Source organism: Paraburkholderia sp. SARCC-3016 (genome assembly GCF_031119615.1).
In the GTDB taxonomy this organism is placed as follows: domain Bacteria; phylum Pseudomonadota; class Gammaproteobacteria; order Burkholderiales; family Burkholderiaceae; genus Paraburkholderia.
This window is the reverse complement of the sequence record NZ_JAVHZD010000024.1, coordinates 18,307-38,400: the sequence shown is the minus strand read 5'-3', so window position 1 is coordinate 38,400 and position 20,094 is coordinate 18,307. Positions and strand designations below refer to the sequence as shown.

At 64.9% G+C, this 20,094-nt stretch carries 15 protein-coding genes; 9 read left to right on the top strand and 6 right to left on the bottom strand.

From position 1 onward, the window contains the following. Positions 1-51: 51 nt before the first annotated feature. Together QYH69_RS23220 and QYH69_RS23215 are read right to left on the bottom strand one after the other, a co-directional pair. The gene (locus QYH69_RS23220; protein WP_308834089.1) at positions 52-1,143 is read right to left on the bottom strand and encodes a porin; all 1,092 of its coding nucleotides are present in this window, start codon (positions 1,141-1,143) and stop codon (positions 52-54) included. Positions 1,144-1,717: 574 nt separating this feature from the next. Next, a complete protein-coding gene (locus tag QYH69_RS23215) occupies positions 1,718-2,152 on the bottom strand; it encodes a hypothetical protein (protein WP_308834088.1) in 435 nt (144 codons plus the stop codon). Between the two features lie 541 nt (positions 2,153-2,693). Here QYH69_RS23215 and QYH69_RS23210 point away from each other — a divergent pair. The 9 genes from QYH69_RS23210 (at position 2,694) to QYH69_RS23170 (ending at position 15,218) form a co-directional block, all read left to right on the top strand. After that, positions 2,694-3,731 (top strand): bile acid:sodium symporter family protein, encoded by a 1,038-nt coding sequence (locus QYH69_RS23210; protein ID WP_308834087.1) that lies wholly within the window; start codon positions 2,694-2,696, stop codon positions 3,729-3,731. 284 nt (positions 3,732-4,015) lie between these two features. Then, positions 4,016-5,863: a phosphodiesterase gene (locus tag QYH69_RS23205; protein ID WP_308834086.1), complete on the top strand. Its 1,848-nt coding sequence runs from the start codon at positions 4,016-4,018 to the stop codon at positions 5,861-5,863. A gap of 376 nt (positions 5,864-6,239) precedes the next feature. Next, positions 6,240-7,226 (top strand): LacI family DNA-binding transcriptional regulator, encoded by a 987-nt coding sequence (locus QYH69_RS23200; RefSeq protein WP_308834085.1) that lies wholly within the window; start codon positions 6,240-6,242, stop codon positions 7,224-7,226. Beyond that, positions 7,223-8,554 (top strand): AGE family epimerase/isomerase, encoded by a 1,332-nt coding sequence (locus tag QYH69_RS23195; RefSeq protein ID WP_308834084.1) that lies wholly within the window; start codon positions 7,223-7,225, stop codon positions 8,552-8,554. Before QYH69_RS23200 ends, QYH69_RS23195 begins: the two co-directional genes overlap by 4 nt. Positions 8,555-8,559: 5 nt before the next feature. Beyond that, on the top strand, positions 8,560-9,471 hold the full coding sequence (locus QYH69_RS23190; protein ID WP_308834083.1) for a carbohydrate kinase: 912 nt from the start codon (positions 8,560-8,562) through the stop codon (positions 9,469-9,471). Between the two features lie 157 nt (positions 9,472-9,628). Further along, positions 9,629-9,850, top strand: a complete 222-nt coding sequence (locus QYH69_RS23185) for a hypothetical protein (protein ID WP_075155571.1) — start codon at positions 9,629-9,631, stop codon at positions 9,848-9,850. 85 nt (positions 9,851-9,935) lie between these two features. Continuing rightward, positions 9,936-10,181 (top strand): hypothetical protein, encoded by a 246-nt coding sequence (locus QYH69_RS23180; protein WP_075155570.1) that lies wholly within the window; start codon positions 9,936-9,938, stop codon positions 10,179-10,181. Between the two features lie 241 nt (positions 10,182-10,422). Continuing rightward, positions 10,423-11,223 carry an ion channel gene (locus QYH69_RS23175; RefSeq protein WP_308834170.1) on the top strand — a complete coding sequence of 267 codons (801 nt, stop codon included), beginning with the start codon at positions 10,423-10,425 and terminating at the stop codon, positions 11,221-11,223. Between the two features lie 233 nt (positions 11,224-11,456). Then, a complete protein-coding gene (locus tag QYH69_RS23170; RefSeq protein ID WP_308834082.1) occupies positions 11,457-15,218 on the top strand; it encodes an indolepyruvate ferredoxin oxidoreductase family protein in 3,762 nt (1,253 codons plus the stop codon). A 37-nt stretch (positions 15,219-15,255) separates the two neighbouring features. Here QYH69_RS23170 and QYH69_RS23165 read toward each other — a convergent pair whose 3' ends face one another. The 4 genes from QYH69_RS23165 to QYH69_RS23150 all read right to left on the bottom strand — a co-directional run bounded on the left by QYH69_RS23165 (position 15,256) and on the right by QYH69_RS23150 (position 20,092). Continuing rightward, positions 15,256-16,002, bottom strand: coding sequence for a copper homeostasis protein CutC (locus QYH69_RS23165; protein WP_308834081.1), 747 nt, complete (start codon positions 16,000-16,002; stop codon positions 15,256-15,258). A 42-nt stretch (positions 16,003-16,044) separates the two neighbouring features. Beyond that, positions 16,045-17,322, bottom strand: coding sequence for an EAL domain-containing protein (locus tag QYH69_RS23160; RefSeq protein ID WP_308834080.1), 1,278 nt, complete (start codon positions 17,320-17,322; stop codon positions 16,045-16,047). 410 nt (positions 17,323-17,732) lie between these two features. Continuing rightward, on the bottom strand, positions 17,733-19,037 hold the full coding sequence (locus QYH69_RS23155; protein ID WP_308834079.1) for a solute carrier family 23 protein: 1,305 nt from the start codon (positions 19,035-19,037) through the stop codon (positions 17,733-17,735). 440 nt (positions 19,038-19,477) lie between these two features. Next, a complete protein-coding gene (locus QYH69_RS23150; protein ID WP_308834078.1) occupies positions 19,478-20,092 on the bottom strand; it encodes a DUF2239 family protein in 615 nt (204 codons plus the stop codon). Positions 20,093-20,094: the final 2 nt, after the last annotated feature.

Here is a 20,094-nt window from a genome sequence, read left to right as displayed (position 1 = left end):
AAGACTGGTCAGCAAAGCGGCAACGGCGCGTCAATCCACGCCCGACGCCGCTCAGAATTTCGTGCGCATGCCGATTCCGAAAGTGTCGCCGCTCGATTGGCCGGAGAAATGGTCGTACAGATAGGCCGCGTACACGTCGGTGCGTTTCGACAGCGGATAGTCGTAGCCGAACGCCGCCGTCTGACGTGTCTGGTCGAGGCCGCCGCTGTCGCGCGAGTATGCGTACGAGGCCATGACGGTGCCGGGCCCCGCCGGCACCGTCACGCCGCCCTGTGCGGTATTCACGTGCCAGCTGCCGGTTTGCTGGTCGTTCGTCGTGTACATGTACTGGCCGTAGAACTTGACGAACTTGAGGTCGTAGGTCACGCCGAACTGGCCGGCGCCCTGGCTCTTCATGCCGGACACGAGCGTGCCGAGGTCGGCCGGATCGCTGTTGAAGTTCACGTACTGATAGACGCCGGTCGCCGCAAACGGACCGTTGAAGTACAGGAACTGCACGCTGTATTTTTTCGCGCCGTTCTGTCCCGCCGAATTGCCGAACGCGTACATCGCGCTGCCGGAGAGTCCGTTGAAACTCGGCGACGAAAACTGGATCGCGTTGTTCCAGCCCGAATCGCCGACCACGCCCTGGTCTGTCGTATAGGTCGGGAATGTGCCGAGGCCGAGGAACACGTGATAGACCATCGGCGAGAACACGTACGAATCGATAAACGGATTGAAAAGAATCGTCGACACGAACAGCTGCGTGGTCAGCCGTCCGGCCGTCACCGTGCCCCAGGGCGATTCGATGCCCACATACGAGTTGCGTGCGAAAAACGTATCGCCGTCGAAGCGGCCGTAACGGCCGTTCTGCGCGCGAAAGAAGTCCTCGAGTGCGAAGATCGCCTTGACGCCGCCGCCGAGATCTTCGGAGCCCTTCATTCCCCAGTACGACGTCGACATCCCGCCGCCCGACACCTGCCACGCGCGCTCGCCACCCGGAAATTTCTGGGCGCCGACCCATTCGTCGACCTGACCATAGAGCTGCACACTCGATTGCGCGTACGCCGGCGAAGCCGCGCCAGCTGCGAGCGCGGCGATGGCGCCCGCCTTCAGCACCGTGCGTGAAGTACACCTGATTGCACGGCTGACCGCTGTTTTCATGGGTTCTCCTGTCTTTGTCAAATGGATGGGGCTGTGCAGCAGGACGCTCGCCGATCCGTCACGAGGAACCGGTGCGGGCGTCGGGCCGATCTGGGCCGGGCCATCTTTGCCGGCCATTTTTCTGGACAAAAACGCGGAAACTTATTGCGGGTATAGCGGGCCCGATAGCCTGGCTGACGGATCAGTGCTGAAGCCGTGCGTGGACGGGGGCGTTGCTTGCGGTGCGGCACGAGGAGGCACCCGCCTCTGCAGGCGAGCTGTCGGGATCGACGCAAAGAGGAAAGGCGCAGGCCCGCGATTTATGTCGCGGCGCCGCATGGGAGCGGGCGAGCGGATCGCGAACGGCAATAAATATGCCGCGCGTTGCGCGCGGTGTGGCGCGCTTACATCAATTGGAGGAGTGGCGGCCCGGATCGGCCCTGGACACGGTGGCGGCACACGCAGGCCGCGCAGCCGGTTGCACTTTGCACGCTCAGTGCCGCTGAGTCCCGCTCGGTTGCGCTCTCGCTCAGTGCCGCTGAGTCCCGCTCGGTTGCGCTCTCGCTCAGTGGCGCCCAGTTGCGCTCAGTTGCGCTCAGTTGCGGTAAGGCGACGGCCCCGGCGGCCGGCTGCCTTCGCCCGGCGGATGCGCGATCTGCCGCGACACGCGCTCTTCGTTGTAGCGCGCAACATCGTCGCGGATCGAGCCCGCGTGCATCGCCTGGCTGTTCGACGGCGGACGCGCTGCGCCGCGCGTTTCGGTGCTGACCGGTGTGATCGCGCCCGCGTATTGGACACCGGCGTATTGCACGGCAGGCAGCCTGTGCGCGCGAACTTCGGATGCATTGTCGAACGCGGGAATGCGCGGCGCCGCAACGAGCGTCGCACTGTACGCACGATACGAGGTAGCTGCGTTATGGCGCGGCACATCACGCGGCGAGAGCATTGGGTTCGCATGGGCAAGCGAAGCCGCGGCCGCCACCAACACGCCCGAAAGCCAGTACTTCGCTCGAGAAAACCCTGCGTTCACGATCAATTACCTGCTGAATGGAACGCTGCGAAAACCGCTTTCCGGTAATCCGGAAATACGGGCGTCCCAATGGCCTTTCAGCAGTAATTTATGGGCGCCTCGTCATACCTGTCGAGGCAAAAAGTGTTATGCCCTGAGCAGGGTTGTAACACCATGTTACCGCTTCGCTTCTCGGACAAATGACTTGTCTGTAACGCACGTCTGACGGGGCTGACCGGGATTTCCGCGAGGCGTAAAAGAGGGCGGGAAAGCGCGCGTACGGAAGTGGAAACGGCCCACATTCGCAGCCCCGCCGACTGCGCTTTCGCCGGCCCCTCGCCAATACTCAGTGATGCCTCTTTCGACGAGCGCGAATCCGCCGCCGACGCATCGCCCGACGCTCGATCCCATCCTTTCGATGACTGGCATGACTGGCCGGCACCTTTCATGCGCCGTTCGCATCAATCAATTCGGCAAATGAATTTGCATATTTAATCCCAATGCATGGAAAATAAGCGTTTTCCCTAATACCGTGCGCCTCACCCGCATCGAGATTTCAAAGATGGCTCGCCCGAAACTGCTTCCGGACAATTTCACACTGTGCCTCGTCGGCACGGTGATTCTTGCCAGCCTGCTGCCCGTTCACGGACAGGCCGCGGCGGCGTTCAACTGGGTCACGGACGTCGCGATCGGCCTGCTGTTCTTCCTGCACGGCGCCAAGCTGTCGCGCGAGGCGATCATCGCCGGCGCGACGCACTGGCGCCTGCACGTGGTGGTGCTGCTATGCACGTTCGCGCTGTTTCCGCTGCTCGGCCTCGCGCTCAAGCCGCTTCTTGCGCCGATCGTCACGCCATCGCTCTATATCGGCATCCTCTTCCTTTGCACGCTGCCTTCGACGGTTCAGTCGTCGATCGCCTTCACGTCGATAGCCAAGGGGAACGTCCCAGCCGCCGTGTGCAGCGCGTCCGCTTCGAGCCTGCTCGGCATTGTCGTCACGCCCGCGCTCGTGAGCGTCATCGTCGCGAGCCAGACAGCTGGCGGCGTTTCGCCGTGGCATACCGTCTGGAACATCGTGCTTCAGTTGCTCGTGCCGTTCGTGGCGGGCCAGCTGCTGCGCCCGATGATCGGCAACTGGGTCGACCGTAACCGCGGCGTGCTCAAGTACGTCGATCAGGGCTCGATCCTGCTCGTGGTATACGCCGCGTTCAGCGAAGCGGTAACCGAAGGCCTGTGGCACCACATTCCGCTTTCGGCGCTTGGCGGGCTGCTGGTTGCGTGTGCGGTGCTGCTCGCGCTCGCGCTTGCGCTCACGATGTTTATCAGCAAGCGCTTGGGCTTTAACCGCGCCGACCAGATTACGATCACGTTCTGCGGTTCGAAGAAGAGCCTCGCCGCCGGCGTGCCGATGGCGAAGGTGATCTTCGCGACCCATGCGGTCGGCGCCGCCGTGCTGCCGCTCATGCTGTTCCATCAGATCCAGCTGATGACCTGCGCGGCGCTCGCCCAACGCTGGGGCGCGCGCGAAACGAACGCCCAGAAGCGCGCCGGAAAGCAGGACGCAGCGGCTGCCGTCGGCGGCGGGGTTGGACCTCGACCGTGATAAGACCTTCATTCACTCTCTCCCTGAGACTGTTTTCGAACGCCGCGTAGCGCGGCTTTCAAGGCGGTTCCTGTTTTACGTGCCGTCGTTGCTTCGTGTGTTGTTGCGACGTTATTTGACCGTGCGCACACGTTTGCCGTCAGCCTGGCCGGATGGGATAGGCAAAAAGCGCGAGACGTTTCGCGCAAGACGAACGCGATATCTATGCGGAATTCATTAAAAGTTCATTCAAGACTTCAGCGCCGCCGCCGATATGCCGAACGTCCCCTGTCCGGCTGTCCGTCATGTCACTTCGCTCGCCCGCCCGGTCCAGTGCTTCCCGCATTGCAGATCTGATTGCCCAGCGCAGCTTGTCCGCCGTGTTTCAGCCGATCGTCGATTTCGACGGCGGCGCGATCGTCGGCTACGAGGGACTGATACGCGGGCCGGAGGGCTCGGATCTCGAAATGCCGCTCGCGCTGTTCTCGCAGGCGGCCGCGGAAGACGCGGTGATTCCGCTCGAGCACGCGGCCGCGCACACCTGCATCGAGGCGTTCGCGCGGCTTCGCTACGACGGCAAGCTGTTCCTGAACTTCAGCGCGGGCGCGATCCGCCAGCTCGCCGATGCGCGCGACGAAACGTTCGCGCTGCTGAGGCGCCTCGGGGTCGACGCGAGCCGCATCGTCATTGAGCTCACCGAACAGAGTGCGATTCCCGACGTCAACCACGTGCTGCCCGCGATCGCGACGCTGCGCACGGCGGGCGCGCAATTCGCGCTCGACGACTACGGCACCGCGAACGCGAGCATGAATCTGTGGGTGCGGCTGCGGCCCGACGTCGTGAAGATCGACCGCTTCTTCATTCACGACATTGCGAGCGATCCGCTGAAGTTCGAAGCGGTGAAGGCGATGCAGTACTTCGCGAATGCGAGCGGTGCGACGCTCGTCGCCGAAGGCATCGACAACGAAGCGGATCTGATCGTCGTGCGCGACATGGGCATCGGCTGCGGGCAAGGTTATTTCTTCGGCAAGCCGCACGCGCGGCCGCCGCGCAATGTCGCCGACGACGCGCGGCAGGCGATTCGCGCAGGCCATATCGCGGTGTTCCCGGAGGCGACGCGCACGCTGGCCGCGTCGCCCTCGGGCGGCATGGCGTCGGCGAAGATGATGGTGCACGCGCCCGCGCTGCCGCGCCATGCGACGAACAACGACGTGCTCGAGCTCTTCAGCCGGCTCCCGCATCTGCATGCGGTCGCGGTGGTCGAACATGACGAGCCGGTCGCGCTGATCAACCGTCGCGCATTCATGGACCGCTACGCGCTGCCGTATCACCGCGAGCTGTTCGGCAAACGGCCGTGCCTGCTGTTTGCGAATGCGTCGCCCGTCATCATCGAGAAATCGATGACGGTCGAGCAGATGGCGAAGCTGCTTGCGAGCGACGACCAGCGCTATCTCGCCGACGGCTTCGTGATAACGGACAACGGCAAATACGCAGGCCTCGGCACCGGCGAAAACCTCGTGCGCGCGGTAACCGAGGTGCGCATCGAAGCGGCGCGCTACGCGAATCCGCTCACCTTCCTGCCCGGCAATATTCCGATCAGCTCGCACATCGCGCGGCTGCTCGGCAACGGCGCCGGCTTCTACGCGTGCTACGTGGATCTGAACCACTTCAAGCCTTTCAACGACCAGTACGGCTACTGGCAAGGCGACGAGGTGCTGAAATTCGCCGCCGCCGTGCTCGCGGACGTCTGCGATCCGACGCGCGATTTCCTCGGCCACGTGGGCGGCGACGATTTCCTCGTTCTGTTCCAGAGCGACGATTGCATCGCGCGTGCGCAGCGCGCGATTCATGCATTCAACGAAGGCGCGCAGCGCTTCTACGCACCCGGCGACCGTCTTGCCGGCGGCATCCACGGCGAGGACCGGCGCGGCAATCCGACCTTCTTCGGCTTCGTCACGATGGCGATCGGCTGCGTGCATGTGCGGCCGGACGGCGCACATGCACCGTGTACGAGCGAGGACATCGCATCGGTGGCGGCGCTGGCGAAACGCCGCGCGAAACATGAATCGTCCGGGCTCGTGCTGATCGACGCGGGCGAAAGCGAGCCGCTGATGCACGGCCGCGCCGAAGCATCGCACGCGACGATGGACTGAACGCCGCTCGCGACGTTCAGGCTTTGCCGCTGCGCGGACGCCGACTTACCCGCACCGCGCCTCCCGACAAGACAGACAGCTTCACGCCTTGCGCTTGCTCCGCATGGAAAAGCGCGCGGTGCGCGCACGCGCGCGTGACCGCGGCAGCGCGCTTGTGCTCGTGTGCTCGTCACCAATCCGCCGAACGCGCCGAATGAAACCGAGCTGTTTAGCATTTTTACTAAACACACACTTACGACCAAAACGCTAGCTATACGGGTATTTACGCGTGTCCAAGCCATGATTCTGAGGGTTTTTGAGCATCGTTTTACTATACAATCGCCCGAACCTGAATCCTGCCGCGTCGCGCACTTCGCGCGCGGCCTCGAAATCATCCATGGCAACTACGATTCGCGACGTCGCCCGCGAGGCCAGCGTGTCGATCGGCACCGTCTCGCGCGCGCTGAAAAACCAGCCGGGCCTCTCCGACGCGACGCGCGTGCGCGTCGTCGAAGCGGCGCGCCGGCTTGGCTACGACGCCGCCCAATTGCGCCCGCGGATTCGCCGGCTCACGTTCCTGCTGCACCGTCAGCACAACAATTTCGCCGCGAGCCCGTTTTTCTCGAGCGTGCTGCACGGCGTCGAAGACGCGTGCCGCGAGCGCGGCATCGTGCCGTCGGTGCTGACCGCCGGGCCGACCGAAGACGTCGCGCAGCAAATGCGGCTGCATGCGCCCGACGCGATCGCGGTGGCCGGCTTCGTCGAGCCCGAAACGCTCGCGACGCTCGCCGCGATGCAACGCCCGCTCGTCCTGATCGACCTGTGGGCGCCCGGCCTGCGCTCGGTCAACCTCGACAACGCAACGGGCGCGGCGCTCGCCATGCGCCATCTGTTCGCGCAGAAGCGCACGCGTGTCGCGTTTATCGGCGGATCGCTCGCGCACTACAGCATCGCGCAGCGCGCGCTCGGCTACCGGCGCGCGTTTTTCGAAGCGGGGCTGCTGTTCGATCCGTCGCTCGAAGTGACGATCGACGCGGGACTCGACCCGGCCACGGGCGCAGCGCTTGCAATGCAGCGCCTGCTCGACGCGCCGGGCGCTAAGCCCGATGCGGTCTTTGCGTATAACGACGCGGCGGCGCTCGCCGCGCTGCGCGCTTGCACCGCGCGCGGCCTGCGTGTGCCCGACGACATTGCGATCATCGGTTTCGACGACATTCCCGCCGCCGCGCACGCCACGCCGCCGTTGTCGACGATCGCCGTCGACAAGGAAGCGCTCGGCCGGCGCGGCATCGAGCTGCTGCTCGAAGACGCCCCGGCCGAAGCCGAAGTGCGCCTGCCCGTCAATCTCGTTGTTCGTGCCAGTACCTCGGTGAATCCGTCATGACCCGATCCGACACGCTTCTTTCCGACGCACTTCGTTCCGATTCAGCGACCGCTGCCGGCGTGCCGCCGGTCACGAGCTACCGCGACCGCGATTTCCTGCTCGCGCATATCCGGCACACGCTCGCGTTTTACGCGCCGAACGTGCTCGATCCGAGCGGCGGCTTTTTCCATTTCCTGCGCGACGACGGCTCGATCTACGACCGCACGACGCGCCACCTCGTCAGCAGCTGCCGCTACGTGTTCAATTACGCGATGGCGTACCGGCAGTTCGGCGATGCGCAGCACCTCGAATACGCGCGCCACGGCCTCAAGTTCCTGCGCGACGCGCATTGGGACGCGCATAACGAGGGCTACGACTGGGAGCTCGAATGGCGCGACGGCCACAAGCGCACGCTCGACGGCACGCGCCACTGCTACGGCCTCGCCTTCGTGCTGCTCGCGTACGCGCATGCGTATATGGCCGGCATCGAGGAAGCGAAGCCGATGATCGCCGCCACCTTCGAGCTGATGGAGCACCGCTTCTGGGACGCAGCCGCGGGGCTCTACGCCGACGAAGCGACGGCCGACTGGCGCGTGAGCACATATCGCGGCCAGAACGCGAACATGCACACAACCGAGGCTCTGCTCGCCGCGTATGAAGCGACGGGCCACCTCGTCTATCTGGACCGCGCGGAACGCGTCGCGACCAATATGACGATCCGCCAGGCGAAGCTGTCGCAAGGGCTCGTCTGGGAGCACTATCACGCGGACTGGTCGGTGGACTGGCATTACAACGAGGAAGACAGCTCGAACATCTTCCGGCCGTGGGGCTTCCAGCCCGGCCACCAGACCGAATGGGCCAAGCTTCTGCTGATTCTCGAGCGGCACCGCCCGCTGCCGTGGCTGCTGCCGCGCGCCATCGAGCTCTTCGACGCGGCGATGACGTACGCGTGGGACAACGACCACGGCGGTCTCTATTACGGCTTCGGCCCGGACCGCACGATCTGCGATCACGACAAGTACTTCTGGGTGCAGGCCGAGACGTTCGCGGCCGCGGCACTGCTCGGCAAGCGCACCGGCAACGAGCGTTTCTGGGACTGGTACGACGAACTGTGGCGCTACAGCTGGGCTTATTTCGTCGATCACCGCTACGGCGCGTGGTACCGCATCCTGACTTGCGACAACCGCAAGTACAGCGACGAAAAAAGTCCGGCCGGCAAAACCGACTATCACACGATGGGCGCCTGCTACGAAGTGCTGATGCACGCGTTGCCGGATCCCGCAACCGAAGCGCAAACCGCGGATGTCACCGCGCAGGCCGCTCTTTCCCTGAATCGAACCGCACGGTGAGCACCATGACCGCGAGCACTGCATTACCTGTTTTCGTATCGGCCGGCGACATCCTGACCGACCTCGTGCGCACCGGCGACTCGCAGTGGCTGTCGCATCCGGGCGGCGCCGGCTGGAACGTCGCGCGCGCGGTCGCGCGCCTGGGCCTGCCGACCGCATGCGCCGGGTCGCTCGGCACCGACTGCTTCTCCGACGAACTGTGGAACGCGAGCGTCGCCGCGGGCCTCGACATGCGCTTCATGCAGCGCGTCGACCACCCGCCGCTGCTTGCGATCGTGCATCAGACGCATCCGCCCGCTTACTTCTTCATGGGCGAGAACAGCGCGGACCTCGCGTTCGATCCCGCGCTGCTGCCCGAGGACTGGCAAGCGCAGGTGAAGTGGGCGCACTTCGGCTGCATCAGCCTCGTGCGGCAGCCGCTCGGCACGACGCTCGTCGATCTCGCGGCGCAACTGCGCGAACGCGGCGTGAAGATCAGCTTCGACCCGAATTACCGGAATCTGATGGAGCACGGCTACGAGCCGACGCTGCGCAAGATGGCCGCGCTCGCGGACCTGATCAAGGTCTCCGACGAGGACCTGCGCATGCTGTTCAAAACCAGCGAAGCGAACGCGCTCGACCAGTTGCGCACGATGAACCCCGACGCGATCGTGCTCGTCACGCGCGGCGCGGACAAGGCAACGCTGATCGACGGCGGGCTGATCGTCGAAGCGGCGCCGCCGCGCGTCGAAGTGGTCGACACGGTCGGCGCCGGCGACGCGTCGATCGGCGGCCTGCTGTTCAGCCTCATGAGCGCGCCGCAGCGCAAATGGAACGAGCATCTTGCGTTCGCGCTCGCCGCGGGCGCGGCCGCGTGCCGCCACTCGGGCGCGCATTCTCCGACGCTCGACGAAGTGGTGTCGCTGCTAAACGACTAATGCGCGACTAATGCGCGACTAAATGCGCGACTGAACGCGCGACGAGCGACTGATCCCGAGACCGAAGCCGCAAGCCGGCGCGCCGGCATGAGCGCCGCCGCGCTGAAAGCGTCGACACGCCGTGCTAGGATGGAATCTCCTTCCTAGGAGATGCATCATGGAGGACGTCACCTACACGAAAGGGATCTACACGGCCACGGCATCGGTGCGGCCGGTAGACGGTGGACGCTACCAGGGCGTCGTCGCGCTCGAGCGCGATGAAGGCGACGAGACCGAGAACACGGTCTACGAAGTCGGCAGCGTATCGGCCAGTGCCGAAGAAGCGCTCGAAGAAGCAAAGGCGCTTGCCCATCGGATCCTCGGCGAAATCGAACTCTAGCGGGCGCGCGCGGCATGCGGGCCGCTCGCTGCGAACGGCGCCCCGTGCCGCGTCCCGTTCCGCTCATCATCAGGCGGAGACGAACATGGCTGAACCGCTCTTCCTTTATGGCGTGTATTCGATTCACGTGCGGCCGCTCGCGCTGCAAGGCGCGCGCTGGGATGCCGAATACGAGATCCGGCACAACGACCACGCAGTGCAGCGCTGGACGACCGTGGGCGGCGACGCCGGCTACGCGAGCGAGGCCGAGGCTGTCGAATCGGCGCGGCGCCAGGCCGTGGCCGACATCGACCATGGCGCCGGCATTCCGAAGCCGCGTGCGTTCCCGTAACGCGCCGCGACAAAAATCGACCTGACGCACGCATGCCGCGTGCTACGCTTTGCGCGTTTTCAACCACCGTGAGAACGCGATGTCGTCGAGCGGCATGCCAAACCGGACAGACAAACCGAGACGCTCCGGTCACCGAAGCAACCGCGTAATCAATCGCACCACGCACGTCGACGCACATACGATCGTCACGCACGGATTGCCGCTGCGCGTCTGGCAGGATCTCTACCACCGCGCGCTGACGATGAAGTGGCCCACGTTCTTCGCATCGCTCGCGGCGTTGTTTCTGGTGCTCAACACCGGCTTCGCATCGCTCTATATGCTCGGCCACGCGCCGATCGCGAACCAGTCTCCGCAGGACTTCGTCGGCGCGTTCTTCTTCAGCGTCGAAACGCTCGCGACTGTTGGCTACGGCGACATGCATCCGCAGACGGTCTACGCCCATCTCGTCGCCACGCTCGAAATTTTCGTCGGCATGTCGGGCATCGCGCTGGCCACCGGTCTCGTGTTCGCGCGCTTTTCGCGGCCGCGCGCGCAGATCATGTTCGCGCGCCTTGCCGTCGTGCATCCGATCGAAGGCCGCAACACGCTGATGGTGCGCGCAGCCAATGCGCGTCAGAACGTGATCGCGGAAGCGCGTGCCCGGCTGCGGCTGATGCGCATCGAAACGACCTCGGAGGGCTATCGCATCCGCCGGATTCGCGATCTCGAACTCGTGCGCGACCAGCATCCGCTGTTCATGTTCGGCTGGAACCTCATGCACGTGATCGACGAGAAAAGTCCGCTGTTCGGCGAGACCGCCGAGTCGCTCGCGAGCCAGCACGCCCAGGTGCTGCTCACGATCGAAGGCTCCGACGAAAATACCTCGCAGACGATGCAGGCACGGTATGCATGGCCGAGCGCCGATATCCGCTGGCAGTCCCGCTATGTCGACGTGATCCGCGAAGAAGGCGGCATCAGTCACGTCGACTACACGCGCTTTAACGATGTCGAGCCGTTCGAGCCGCTGGCGCCCGGCGATGCGATCCGGACTGAGCAGGCATAAGAGGTACCGCGGCAACGCGCTCCGCATGCGATCCGGCAGATTTATCTCAAAAAAGGCTGAATTCATCCGCCCCATCGCGCCGCCGCCCGATCTTCGCGCGAACTTAGCAAAAACTCTCTCTGTCCGGCGCTAAAAAATAGAGTCTCTTTCGCTGCATTGCCGACGCTCGTGCCGATCTCGTGCCGATCGCACCCGTCGGCGGGGCATGCGGATACAGGAAACGGAGACTCTTCATGACGGCTCGCCTACCCGATGACGCAAACCCGGACGTCACGGTGGACGCCAACCCGGACGCCAACCCGAACGTCACGTCGCACCGCGCTCAGGACGGCGCGCCCGCTCTCGCCGACTATCGCCTTTCCGACAACCTGACTGCAACGCGCGGCCGTATTTTCCTGACCGGCACGCAAGCCCTCGTGCGCCTCGTGCTGATGCAACGCGCGCTCGACGAGGCGCGCGGGCTCGACACGGCCGGCTTCGTCAGCGGCTATCGCGGCTCGCCGCTCGGCATGGTCGATCAGCAATTGTGGAAGGCCGGCAAGCTGCTCGCCGATAACAAGATCCGCTTCCTGCCTGCGATCAACGAAGAGCTCGGCGGCACCGCGGTGCTGGGCACGCAGCGCGCCGAAGCAGACCCGCAACGGACCGTCGACGGCGTGTTTGCGATGTGGTACGGCAAAGGGCCGGGCGTCGACCGCGCCGGCGACGCGCTCAAGCACGGCAATGCGTATGGATCGTCGCCGCACGGCGGCGTGCTCGTGGTCGCGGGCGACGATCACGGCTGCGTGTCGTCGTCGATGCCGCATCAAAGCGAGTTCGCGATGATGTCGTGGCATATGCCGGTCGTGAATCCGTCGAACATTGCCGACATGCTCGAGTTCGGCCTCTACGGCTGGGCGCTGTCGCGCTTCTCGGGCGCATGGATCGGCTTCAAGGCGATCTCGGAGACGGTCGAATCGGGCGCGACGGTCGACCTCGACGCATTGCGCACCGACTGGACGGCACGCCCCGACGCCGCGATGCATGAAGGGATACCGGAGGGCGGCCTGCACAACCGTTGGCCCGATTTGCCGAGTCTCGCGATCGAAGCGCGGCTCGCGGCCAAGCTCGACGCCGTGCGGCATTTCGCGCGGATCAACAGCATCGACAAATGGATCGCGCCGAGCCCGCATGCGAATGTGGGCATCGTCACCTGCGGCAAGGCGCATCTCGATCTGATGGAAGCGCTGCGCCGCCTCGACCTGAGCGCCGCCGATCTCGACGCGGCCGGCGTGCGCATCTACAAGGTCGGCCTGTCGTTCCCTCTGGAAATGACGCGCATCGATGCGTTCGTCGGCGGCCTCGCCGAAGTGCTCGTGATCGAAGAGAAAGGTCCGGTCGTCGAACAGCAGATCAAGGAATATCTGTACAACCGGACGAGCGGCGCGCGCCCGACGGTGATCGGCAAGCATGCGCAGGACGGCACACCGCTGCTATCCGCGCTCGGCGAGTTGCGGCCGTCGCGGATCCTGCCCGTGTTCGCGAGCTGGCTCGCGCGCCACAAGCCCACGCTCGACCGGCGCGAGCGCGTCGTCGATCTCGTTGCGCCGCAGATCCTGTCGAACGAAGCCGACGCGGTGCGGCGCGTGCCTTACTTCTGCTCCGGCTGCCCGCACAACACATCGACGAAGGTACCCGAAGGCTCGATCGCGCAGGCCGGCATCGGCTGCCACTTCATGGCGTCGTGGATGGAGCGCGATACGACGGGGCTGATCCAGATGGGCGGCGAGGGCGTCGATTGGGCCGCGCACGCGATGTTCACGAAGACGCGCCATGTATTCCAGAATCTCGGCGACGGCACCTACTTTCATTCGGGCATTCTCGCGATCCGTCAGGCGGTCGCGGCGAAAGCGACGATCACGTACAAGATTCTCTATAACGATGCGGTCGCGATGACGGGAGGCCAACCGGTCGACGGCAGCATTTCCGTGCCGCAGATCGCACGGCAGGTGGAAGCGGAAGGCGTTTCGCACTTCGTCGTCGTCAGCGACGAGCCGGAGAAATACGACGGACACCACGCGCTGTTCCCGAAAGGCACGACGTTTCATCACCGCGGCGGACTCGACGCGGTGCAACGGCAGTTGCGCGATATCGACGGCGTCACCGTGCTGATCTACGACCAGACCTGTGCAGCCGAAAAACGCCGCCGCCGCAAGAAGGGCGAATTTCCCGACCCGGACAAGCGGCTCTTTATCAACGAAGCCGTCTGCGAAGGCTGCGGCGATTGCGGCGTGCAGTCGAACTGTCTGTCGGTCGAGCCGGTCGAGACGCCGCTTGGGCGCAAGCGCCGCATCGATCAGTCGTCGTGCAACAAGGACTATTCGTGCGTGAACGGGTTTTGTCCGAGCTTCGTCACGGTCGAAGGCGCCGCGTTGAAGAAGGCCGCGGGCGTTGCCTTCGATGTCGACGCGCTTGCGGCGCGCGTCGATGCGCTACCGCGGCCGGCTGCGAAACTCGATGCCGCGCCCTACGACATCCTCGTGACCGGCGTCGGCGGCACCGGCGTCGTGACGGTCGGCGCGCTGATCAGCATGGCTGCGCATCTCGAAGGCAAGAGCGCGTCGGTGCTCGATTTCATGGGCTTTGCGCAAAAGGGCGGCTCGGTGCTGTCGTATGTGCGCTTCGCCGCGCGCGACGAATGGTTGAACCAGGTACGTATCGATACGCAACAGGCCGATGTGCTGCTCGCGTGCGATATGGTGGTCGGCGCAAGCGCCGAAGCGTTGCAGACGGTGCGGCATGGGCGCACGCAAATCGTCGTCAATACGCATGCGATTCCGAATGCGGCGTTCGTGCGTAACCCCGATGCGAATCTGCACGCAGGCGCTTTGCTCGACAAGATGCGCCACGCGGCAGGCAGCGACCGGCTCGCTGCGTGCGACGCCCAGGCGCTTGCGACGCGTTTTCTCGGCGACACGATAGGCGCGAATATTCTGATGCTCGGTTTCGCCTGGCAACAGGGGCTCGTGCCGGTTTCGCTCGAAGCGATGATGCGGGCGATCGAGCTCAACAACGTCGCGGTGCAGATGAATCAGCTCGCATTTTCGATCGGGCGCATGGCGGCCGGCGATGCCGCGGCGCTTGAAAGGTTGTGGCAACAACGGCATGCGGGAACAACGCGGCCGACAGCGAGCGCCGTAGTGTCGCCCGAGGCGCCCGAGACGCTCGATGCGCTGATCGCGGACCGCGAAGCGCGGCTCGCGGCGTACGGCGGGCGTGGCTACGTGACGCGTTTTCGCACGCTCGTGGATGCCGTGCGGCGTGCGGAAGCGCGCGCATGCGGATCAGCCGGTGTCTCGGGCGAGCGCATCACGCGCGCCGTCGCGACGACTTTCTATCGTCTGCTCGCGGTGAAAGACGAATACGAAGTCGCGCGGCTCTATGCGGATCCGGCTTTCCGTGACGCGCTCGAAGCGCAGTTTGAAGGCGTGGCGGGCAAGGATTTTCGCGTCAAGTTCAATATGGCGCCGCCGGCATTGTCACGTGCGGGGCGCGGCAGCGGCGGCGGTAAGCGCAGCGGTAACGGCGGCGGAGCACGCGCGCTCGCCATTGAACCGCGCAAACAGACGTTCGGACAATGGATGTGGCCCGTGCTGCGCGTGCTCGCCCGTTGTCGCAGCCTGCGCGGCACGCCGCTCGATCCATTCGGGCGCACGACCGAGCGCCGCATGGAACGGCAACTCGCCGACGACTATCAGTCGACGATCGAACGCGCGATGACGGTCATCACCGCCGACAACGCGAACGACATCGCGCTGCTCGCCGAACTGCATTCACGTGTGCGCGGGTACGGCCACGTGAAGCTCGCGAACCTCGTCGCGGCGAAGCGCAGCGAACGTGAGCTCGCGGCGCGCGTCGGCGTGGATGCGGCGACCGGTGCGGCCGTGCAGCGCGCGCTCGACGACGCAAAAGGCGGCGGGGCGTTGAAGGGAATTCCAGTCGTTGTGGCGAGGTGAGCGCGGCGCGGATGGCGGCCCGGGTTACGCGTTGCCTTCAGTTGCCACCCCCGGCAGCGGCGTCGAGCAACGCTCTCGCACGCACGACTTTCGCGGCATCGATCGGCGCAAGCCCATTGCCGCCGACCCGCACGCCGCCGCCGAAATGCACGGCATGCACGCCGGTCGCCGCGACAAAACCCGCCAGCGCATCGACCGTGAGCCCCGCGCCCGCGAGCACCGTGCAATGCGAACCGCGCGCCTGCGCAACGAGCGCGCGAATCGTCTGCTGCGCCTGCAGCGCCGACGGCGCGCCGCCCGACGTCAGCACGTTCGTTACCGCGCCAAATCCGAGCAATGCGTCGAATGCCCGTAGCGGATCGCGCGTTTCATCGAACGCGCGATGAAACGTAATCGACAATCCATCGGCCGCATCGATCGCACGCGCGAGCCCATCGCGATCGATCTCGCCGGTCGGCGTCAGCATGCCGATCACGACGCCGTTCGCACGCGCCGCCGCGATCGCTCGCACATCGCGCAGCATGACAGCATAGTCGTGCGTATCGAATACGAACGACCGGCTATGCGGCCGCACGATCGCATTGACCGGAATGCGCACCGCATCGACCACCGCTTCGACCATGCCGATGCTCGGCGTCAGTCCGCCTTCGCCGAATGCGGTGATCAGCTCGAGCCGGTCGGCGCCCGCCTGTTCCGCGGCCTTCGCATCGGCAACGGTCGTGGCGATGACCTCGAGCAGGATGCGCTTCGCGGCGCGCGGTCGAATCAGATCGGAATCGGGCATGACTCGGCTTTCGAACAGGTCGTCGTCAAAAACGACATGATCTCAGAACCGCTCGTCGTCGCCCCAGTCGATATCGCCGCATAGCACGCAGGTTCGATCGCCGATCTGCGTCGCAACCGACAACGTCACGCACGGAAGCGCTTCGTTGATCGACAGATACGGCTGCGTCACGTGCACCCGCCCGGGCTCGTCGATCGCAGTGCGAAAGTACGGGCGCCTGAGCCAGTTCGCGCCTTGCGCGTCGGTGAGCGGCAAAAAGCGCGTCTCGTACGACGCCCGATCGGCGCGCAGCACCACGTTGCGCCCCGCCTGCCGCCCTTTCGCATCGATGACGTAGCAGCGCGCCGCATCGTCGAGCGCGAGGAAGTTCCAGCATACTTCGTCGAGCGGTTCGCCGGCCGCAAGCCGTTCGGCAGCACGCTCGAATGCGCGCAGATACGGCGCGAGCCGGTTCGCGGCTTGCCGTTCGCGCGCGTCGACGAGCGTCTGGTGACGTTCGCTCAGTTCGCCGATGCATGACGCCGCATGCACGCTATCGGCAATGCCCGGCGCCGGCCGCGCAAAAAAGAAGCCCTGCACGAAATCGACATTGCATGAGAGCGCCATATGCGCTTCATGCTCGGTCTCGACACCTTCGATCAGCACGAGCTTGCCCGCCTCATGCAGCAGCGAGACGAGGCCCGGCAGGATCGCCGCGACATCGGCGCGATGCGCGGCCTGCGACAGCATGATCCGGTCGAGTTTCACGATATCGGGGTTCAACTGCCAGATGCGCTCGATATTCGAATGCCCGGCGCCGAAGTCGTCGAGCGCGATCAGAAAGCCGCGCTCGCGGAACTGGCGCACCGCGTCGGCCAGATGCTCGACGTCTACGGCGCTTTGCTCGAGCACCTCGAGCACGATGCGCCGCGGCGACAGATCGAGCCGCCGCAGATTCGCGAGCAGCGACGCCGAATGGTAAGGATCGGTCAGCGCGCCCGGATGCACGTTCAGAAACAGCCATTCGCGCTCGGCGCCGAGCATCCGGAAGTTTTCCATATGCAGCACCTGCGCGAGCCGATCGACGTGCAGCACGTCGCCGACCCGCGCTGCTTCGCCGAACACATCGACCGGCGAAACAGGGCGATCGAATGCATCGTGTGCGCGCAGCAACCCTTCATAGCCGACCGCGCGCATATGCGAGAGGCTGAAGACAGGCTGGAATACGCTCGTCAACGTGAGCCCGCCGTGCTGCACCGAGAAGCGCTGCAAGCCCGAGCTCACGCTCAATTCGAAACCATGCGGCGCCGCGGCCGTTCTTTCCTGTTGCGCTGTGGACATGCGTTCCTCTCACGCGAGAGCGAAGCCGCATCCGTGACGATGAATGCGATCCCGCGGGCCCCGTGTCTGATGTGCGTGCGTCAAATGTGCATTAGCTGCTGCTCATCAAGCAAGCTCCATGCGCACGGTAGCGCACTTTCGCACGGGCTTCGTTGCGACGCTTGCACCGCTCGCAAGGTTTGCGCGGTCGATCTGGGGCGCGACGCACTGCGACGGTGCGTCGTCTGCGATTCGTAAAGAGGATGAAATCGCGGCCCGCGCAAAACACGCGCATGAACTCAGCTTAGGCGCGCAAACGCGGGCGGCAACCAGGGTCTACAGAAGTTCGACGATCGGCCGCGCAGGAAACGCATACCTTCGATGCGAAGCGCTCTCGCGCGGCGCGCTCGCCGCGCGCCGCCCAGGAAAGCTCAGACCACCGGTTCCTGCGCAGGCTTACGGCGCAACAGCGCATAGAGAATGATCGCGCCGAAGGTCGCGGTGCCGATGCCGCCGAGACCGAATGCGCCGATCTTCAGCGAGAAGTCGCCGGCGCCGAGCACGAGCGTGACCGCGGCAACGATCAGATTACGGTTATCGGAGAAGTCGACCTTGTTGACGACCCAGATGCGTGCGCCGGTCACCGCAATCAGCCCGAATACAACGATCGACACGCCGCCGAGCACAGGCCCAGGAATCGTCTGAATCACTGCGCCGAATTTAGGCGAGAAGCCGAGGACGAGTGCGATCACGGCGGCCATCACGAACACCAGCGTCGAGTAGATCTTCGTCACCGCCATCACGCCGATGTTTTCCGCATAGGTGGTCACGCCCGTGCCGCCCGCAAAACCGGACACCGCGGTCGCAAACCCATCGCCGATAAAGGCGCGGCCGATATAGCGGTCGAGGTTTTGCCCCGTCATCGCGGCCACTGCCTTGATATGGCCGAGGTTCTCCGCGACCAGGATGACCGCGACCGGCGCGAGCAGCGCCATTGCATGCGCATCGAACACGGGCGCCGTGAAGCGCGGCATGCCCCACCACGGCGCGTGCGCGACGACCGAGAAATCGATCGGCGTGCCCATGCCGATGCCGTTTGCGACAATCGCATAGATTGCGTAAGCGATCAGCAGGCCGACGAGAATCAGCAGCCGCTGCACCATGCCATGCGCGAACACCGCGACCGCGCCGACGCAGACGACCGTCACGAGCGCCATCCACGAATCGAAGGCGGTCGAACTGACGCTCTTCACGGCGATCGGTGCGAGATTGAGACCGATCACCGCAACGATCGAGCCGGTCACGACCGGCGGCATCAGCGTTTCGATCCAGGCAGTGCCCAACGCCGCGACAACCGCGCCGATGATCATATAGACGATACCGCATGCAATGATTCCGCCGAGCGCAAGCGGCACGTTCGGATTCGGACCATGCCCCACATAGCCCGTGACCGCGATCACGAGCGCGATAAACGAGAAACTCGAGCCGAGATAGCTGGGCACGCGGCCGCCCGTGACGACGAAGAACCACAGCGTGCCGATACCCGACATGAAAATGCACAGATTGGGATCGAAGCCCATCAGCAGCGGCGCGAGCACGGTCGAGCCGAACATCGCGACGACGTGCTGAATACCCATTGCGAACATTTGCGGCAATGGCAGCCGCTCGTCGGTGGCGATGACGCGGCCTTCGCTTCGTAGCTGAAGGCGCCAGCGGGGAAAGTAGGAATCGGCCATCGCGGGGGTTCTCCTCTATACGGCGTGAACGTTGATCTGGTTATTGGTTCGTTATTGGCGCGTTATCGCTTATGCATCGATCGGCCGTGTCGGGATCGCTGCAATGCGCGGCTGTACCAGGCGCGAGTGTACGGAGAGGGAATTCCACTGACAAGGCAACTAACCCCAGCTTGCAGGGCCGCGGACTAAGCGTTAAAGCAGGAACCTTCGCATGCGCCCGCTTGGCGAGCGACCCCGATCGAGATTCTTTGGGACTAGTCTGATTATCGGCATCAGGGCGCGTCGCTACACTGCTTTGGCTGCGCGACCCCATGAGAAGCGTAAGCGATGTTGTAACTCTCCGACTTTCCGCTCGCACTCCCCGGTGCGAGCGGTTTTTTTTTGCGCGCTTTTTGTCACCCGTCAGATCGCGCTCTTCGTCGCGCTCTGCACGCGTTTTGTCACGTTACTTCGCAGAACGCAGCAGCCGCGAGCTTCGCCGCGTGTTCGCGAATGTCGCCGGGCCAGCCGGCGATCATCTGCTCGAAGCGCGCACGGTCGTTTGCATAGAGCGCGCGCGTCGCCTCCTCGTAGTCCGGCAGATTGCCGCCCATCGCGGTCATGAAGCGGTAGACGGCTTCCTGCGCGAGGCGCACGCGTTCGTTGTCGGCACGCGCGAGGCGCGCCGCGTCGACGAGCTTTCTCAGTGCGACCGATGCGCCGCCCGGCTGCGCATTGAGCCATTCCCAATGACGCGGCAGCAACGTGACCTCGCGTGCGATCACGCCGAGCTTCGGGCGGCCGCGGCTGCGCGCCGCAGCGGGTTCGTCATCCTGCCCGGCCGCGCCGGCGCCGTTTGCGGCCGCGTCGGCGAGCCGCGCCAGCACGTCGTCGACGCCGCCACGCAGATCGAACTCGATTGGGCTGCTCGTCGCATCGTCGAATACGAGAATCGGCTCGCCGCCTGCGCGGTCGTGCGCGCGCTTGACCGCGGCCGCGACGTCGCGAAGCGCGCCGGACGCGATCCGCCGAACGCCTTCGAACGCCGTGCAGGATGAGGTGGTGTGAATAGTCATAT

Excerpts from the sequence above, each read along its gene's own strand:
- QYH69_RS23220 (WP_308834089.1), bottom strand. The coding sequence starts at position 1,143 with ATGAAAACAGCGGTCAGCCGTGCAATCAGGTGTACTTCACGCACGGTG.
- QYH69_RS23210 (WP_308834087.1), top strand. The coding sequence starts at position 2,694 with ATGGCTCGCCCGAAACTGCTTCCGGACAATTTCACACTGTGCCTCGTC.
- QYH69_RS23205 (WP_308834086.1), top strand. The coding sequence starts at position 4,016 with ATGTCACTTCGCTCGCCCGCCCGGTCCAGTGCTTCCCGCATTGCAGAT.
- QYH69_RS23200 (WP_308834085.1), top strand. The coding sequence starts at position 6,240 with ATGGCAACTACGATTCGCGACGTCGCCCGCGAGGCCAGCGTGTCGATC.
- QYH69_RS23195 (WP_308834084.1), top strand. The coding sequence starts at position 7,223 with ATGACCCGATCCGACACGCTTCTTTCCGACGCACTTCGTTCCGATTCA.
- QYH69_RS23190 (WP_308834083.1), top strand. The coding sequence starts at position 8,560 with ATGACCGCGAGCACTGCATTACCTGTTTTCGTATCGGCCGGCGACATC.
- QYH69_RS23185 (WP_075155571.1), top strand. The coding sequence starts at position 9,629 with ATGGAGGACGTCACCTACACGAAAGGGATCTACACGGCCACGGCATCG.
- QYH69_RS23180 (WP_075155570.1), top strand. The coding sequence starts at position 9,936 with ATGGCTGAACCGCTCTTCCTTTATGGCGTGTATTCGATTCACGTGCGG.
- QYH69_RS23175 (WP_308834170.1), top strand. The coding sequence starts at position 10,423 with ATGAAGTGGCCCACGTTCTTCGCATCGCTCGCGGCGTTGTTTCTGGTG.
- QYH69_RS23170 (WP_308834082.1), top strand. The coding sequence starts at position 11,457 with ATGACGGCTCGCCTACCCGATGACGCAAACCCGGACGTCACGGTGGAC.
- QYH69_RS23165 (WP_308834081.1), bottom strand. The coding sequence starts at position 16,002 with ATGCCCGATTCCGATCTGATTCGACCGCGCGCCGCGAAGCGCATCCTG.
- QYH69_RS23160 (WP_308834080.1), bottom strand. The coding sequence starts at position 17,322 with ATGTCCACAGCGCAACAGGAAAGAACGGCCGCGGCGCCGCATGGTTTC.
- QYH69_RS23155 (WP_308834079.1), bottom strand. The coding sequence starts at position 19,037 with ATGGCCGATTCCTACTTTCCCCGCTGGCGCCTTCAGCTACGAAGCGAA.
- QYH69_RS23150 (WP_308834078.1), bottom strand. The coding sequence starts at position 20,092 with ATGACTATTCACACCACCTCATCCTGCACGGCGTTCGAAGGCGTTCGG.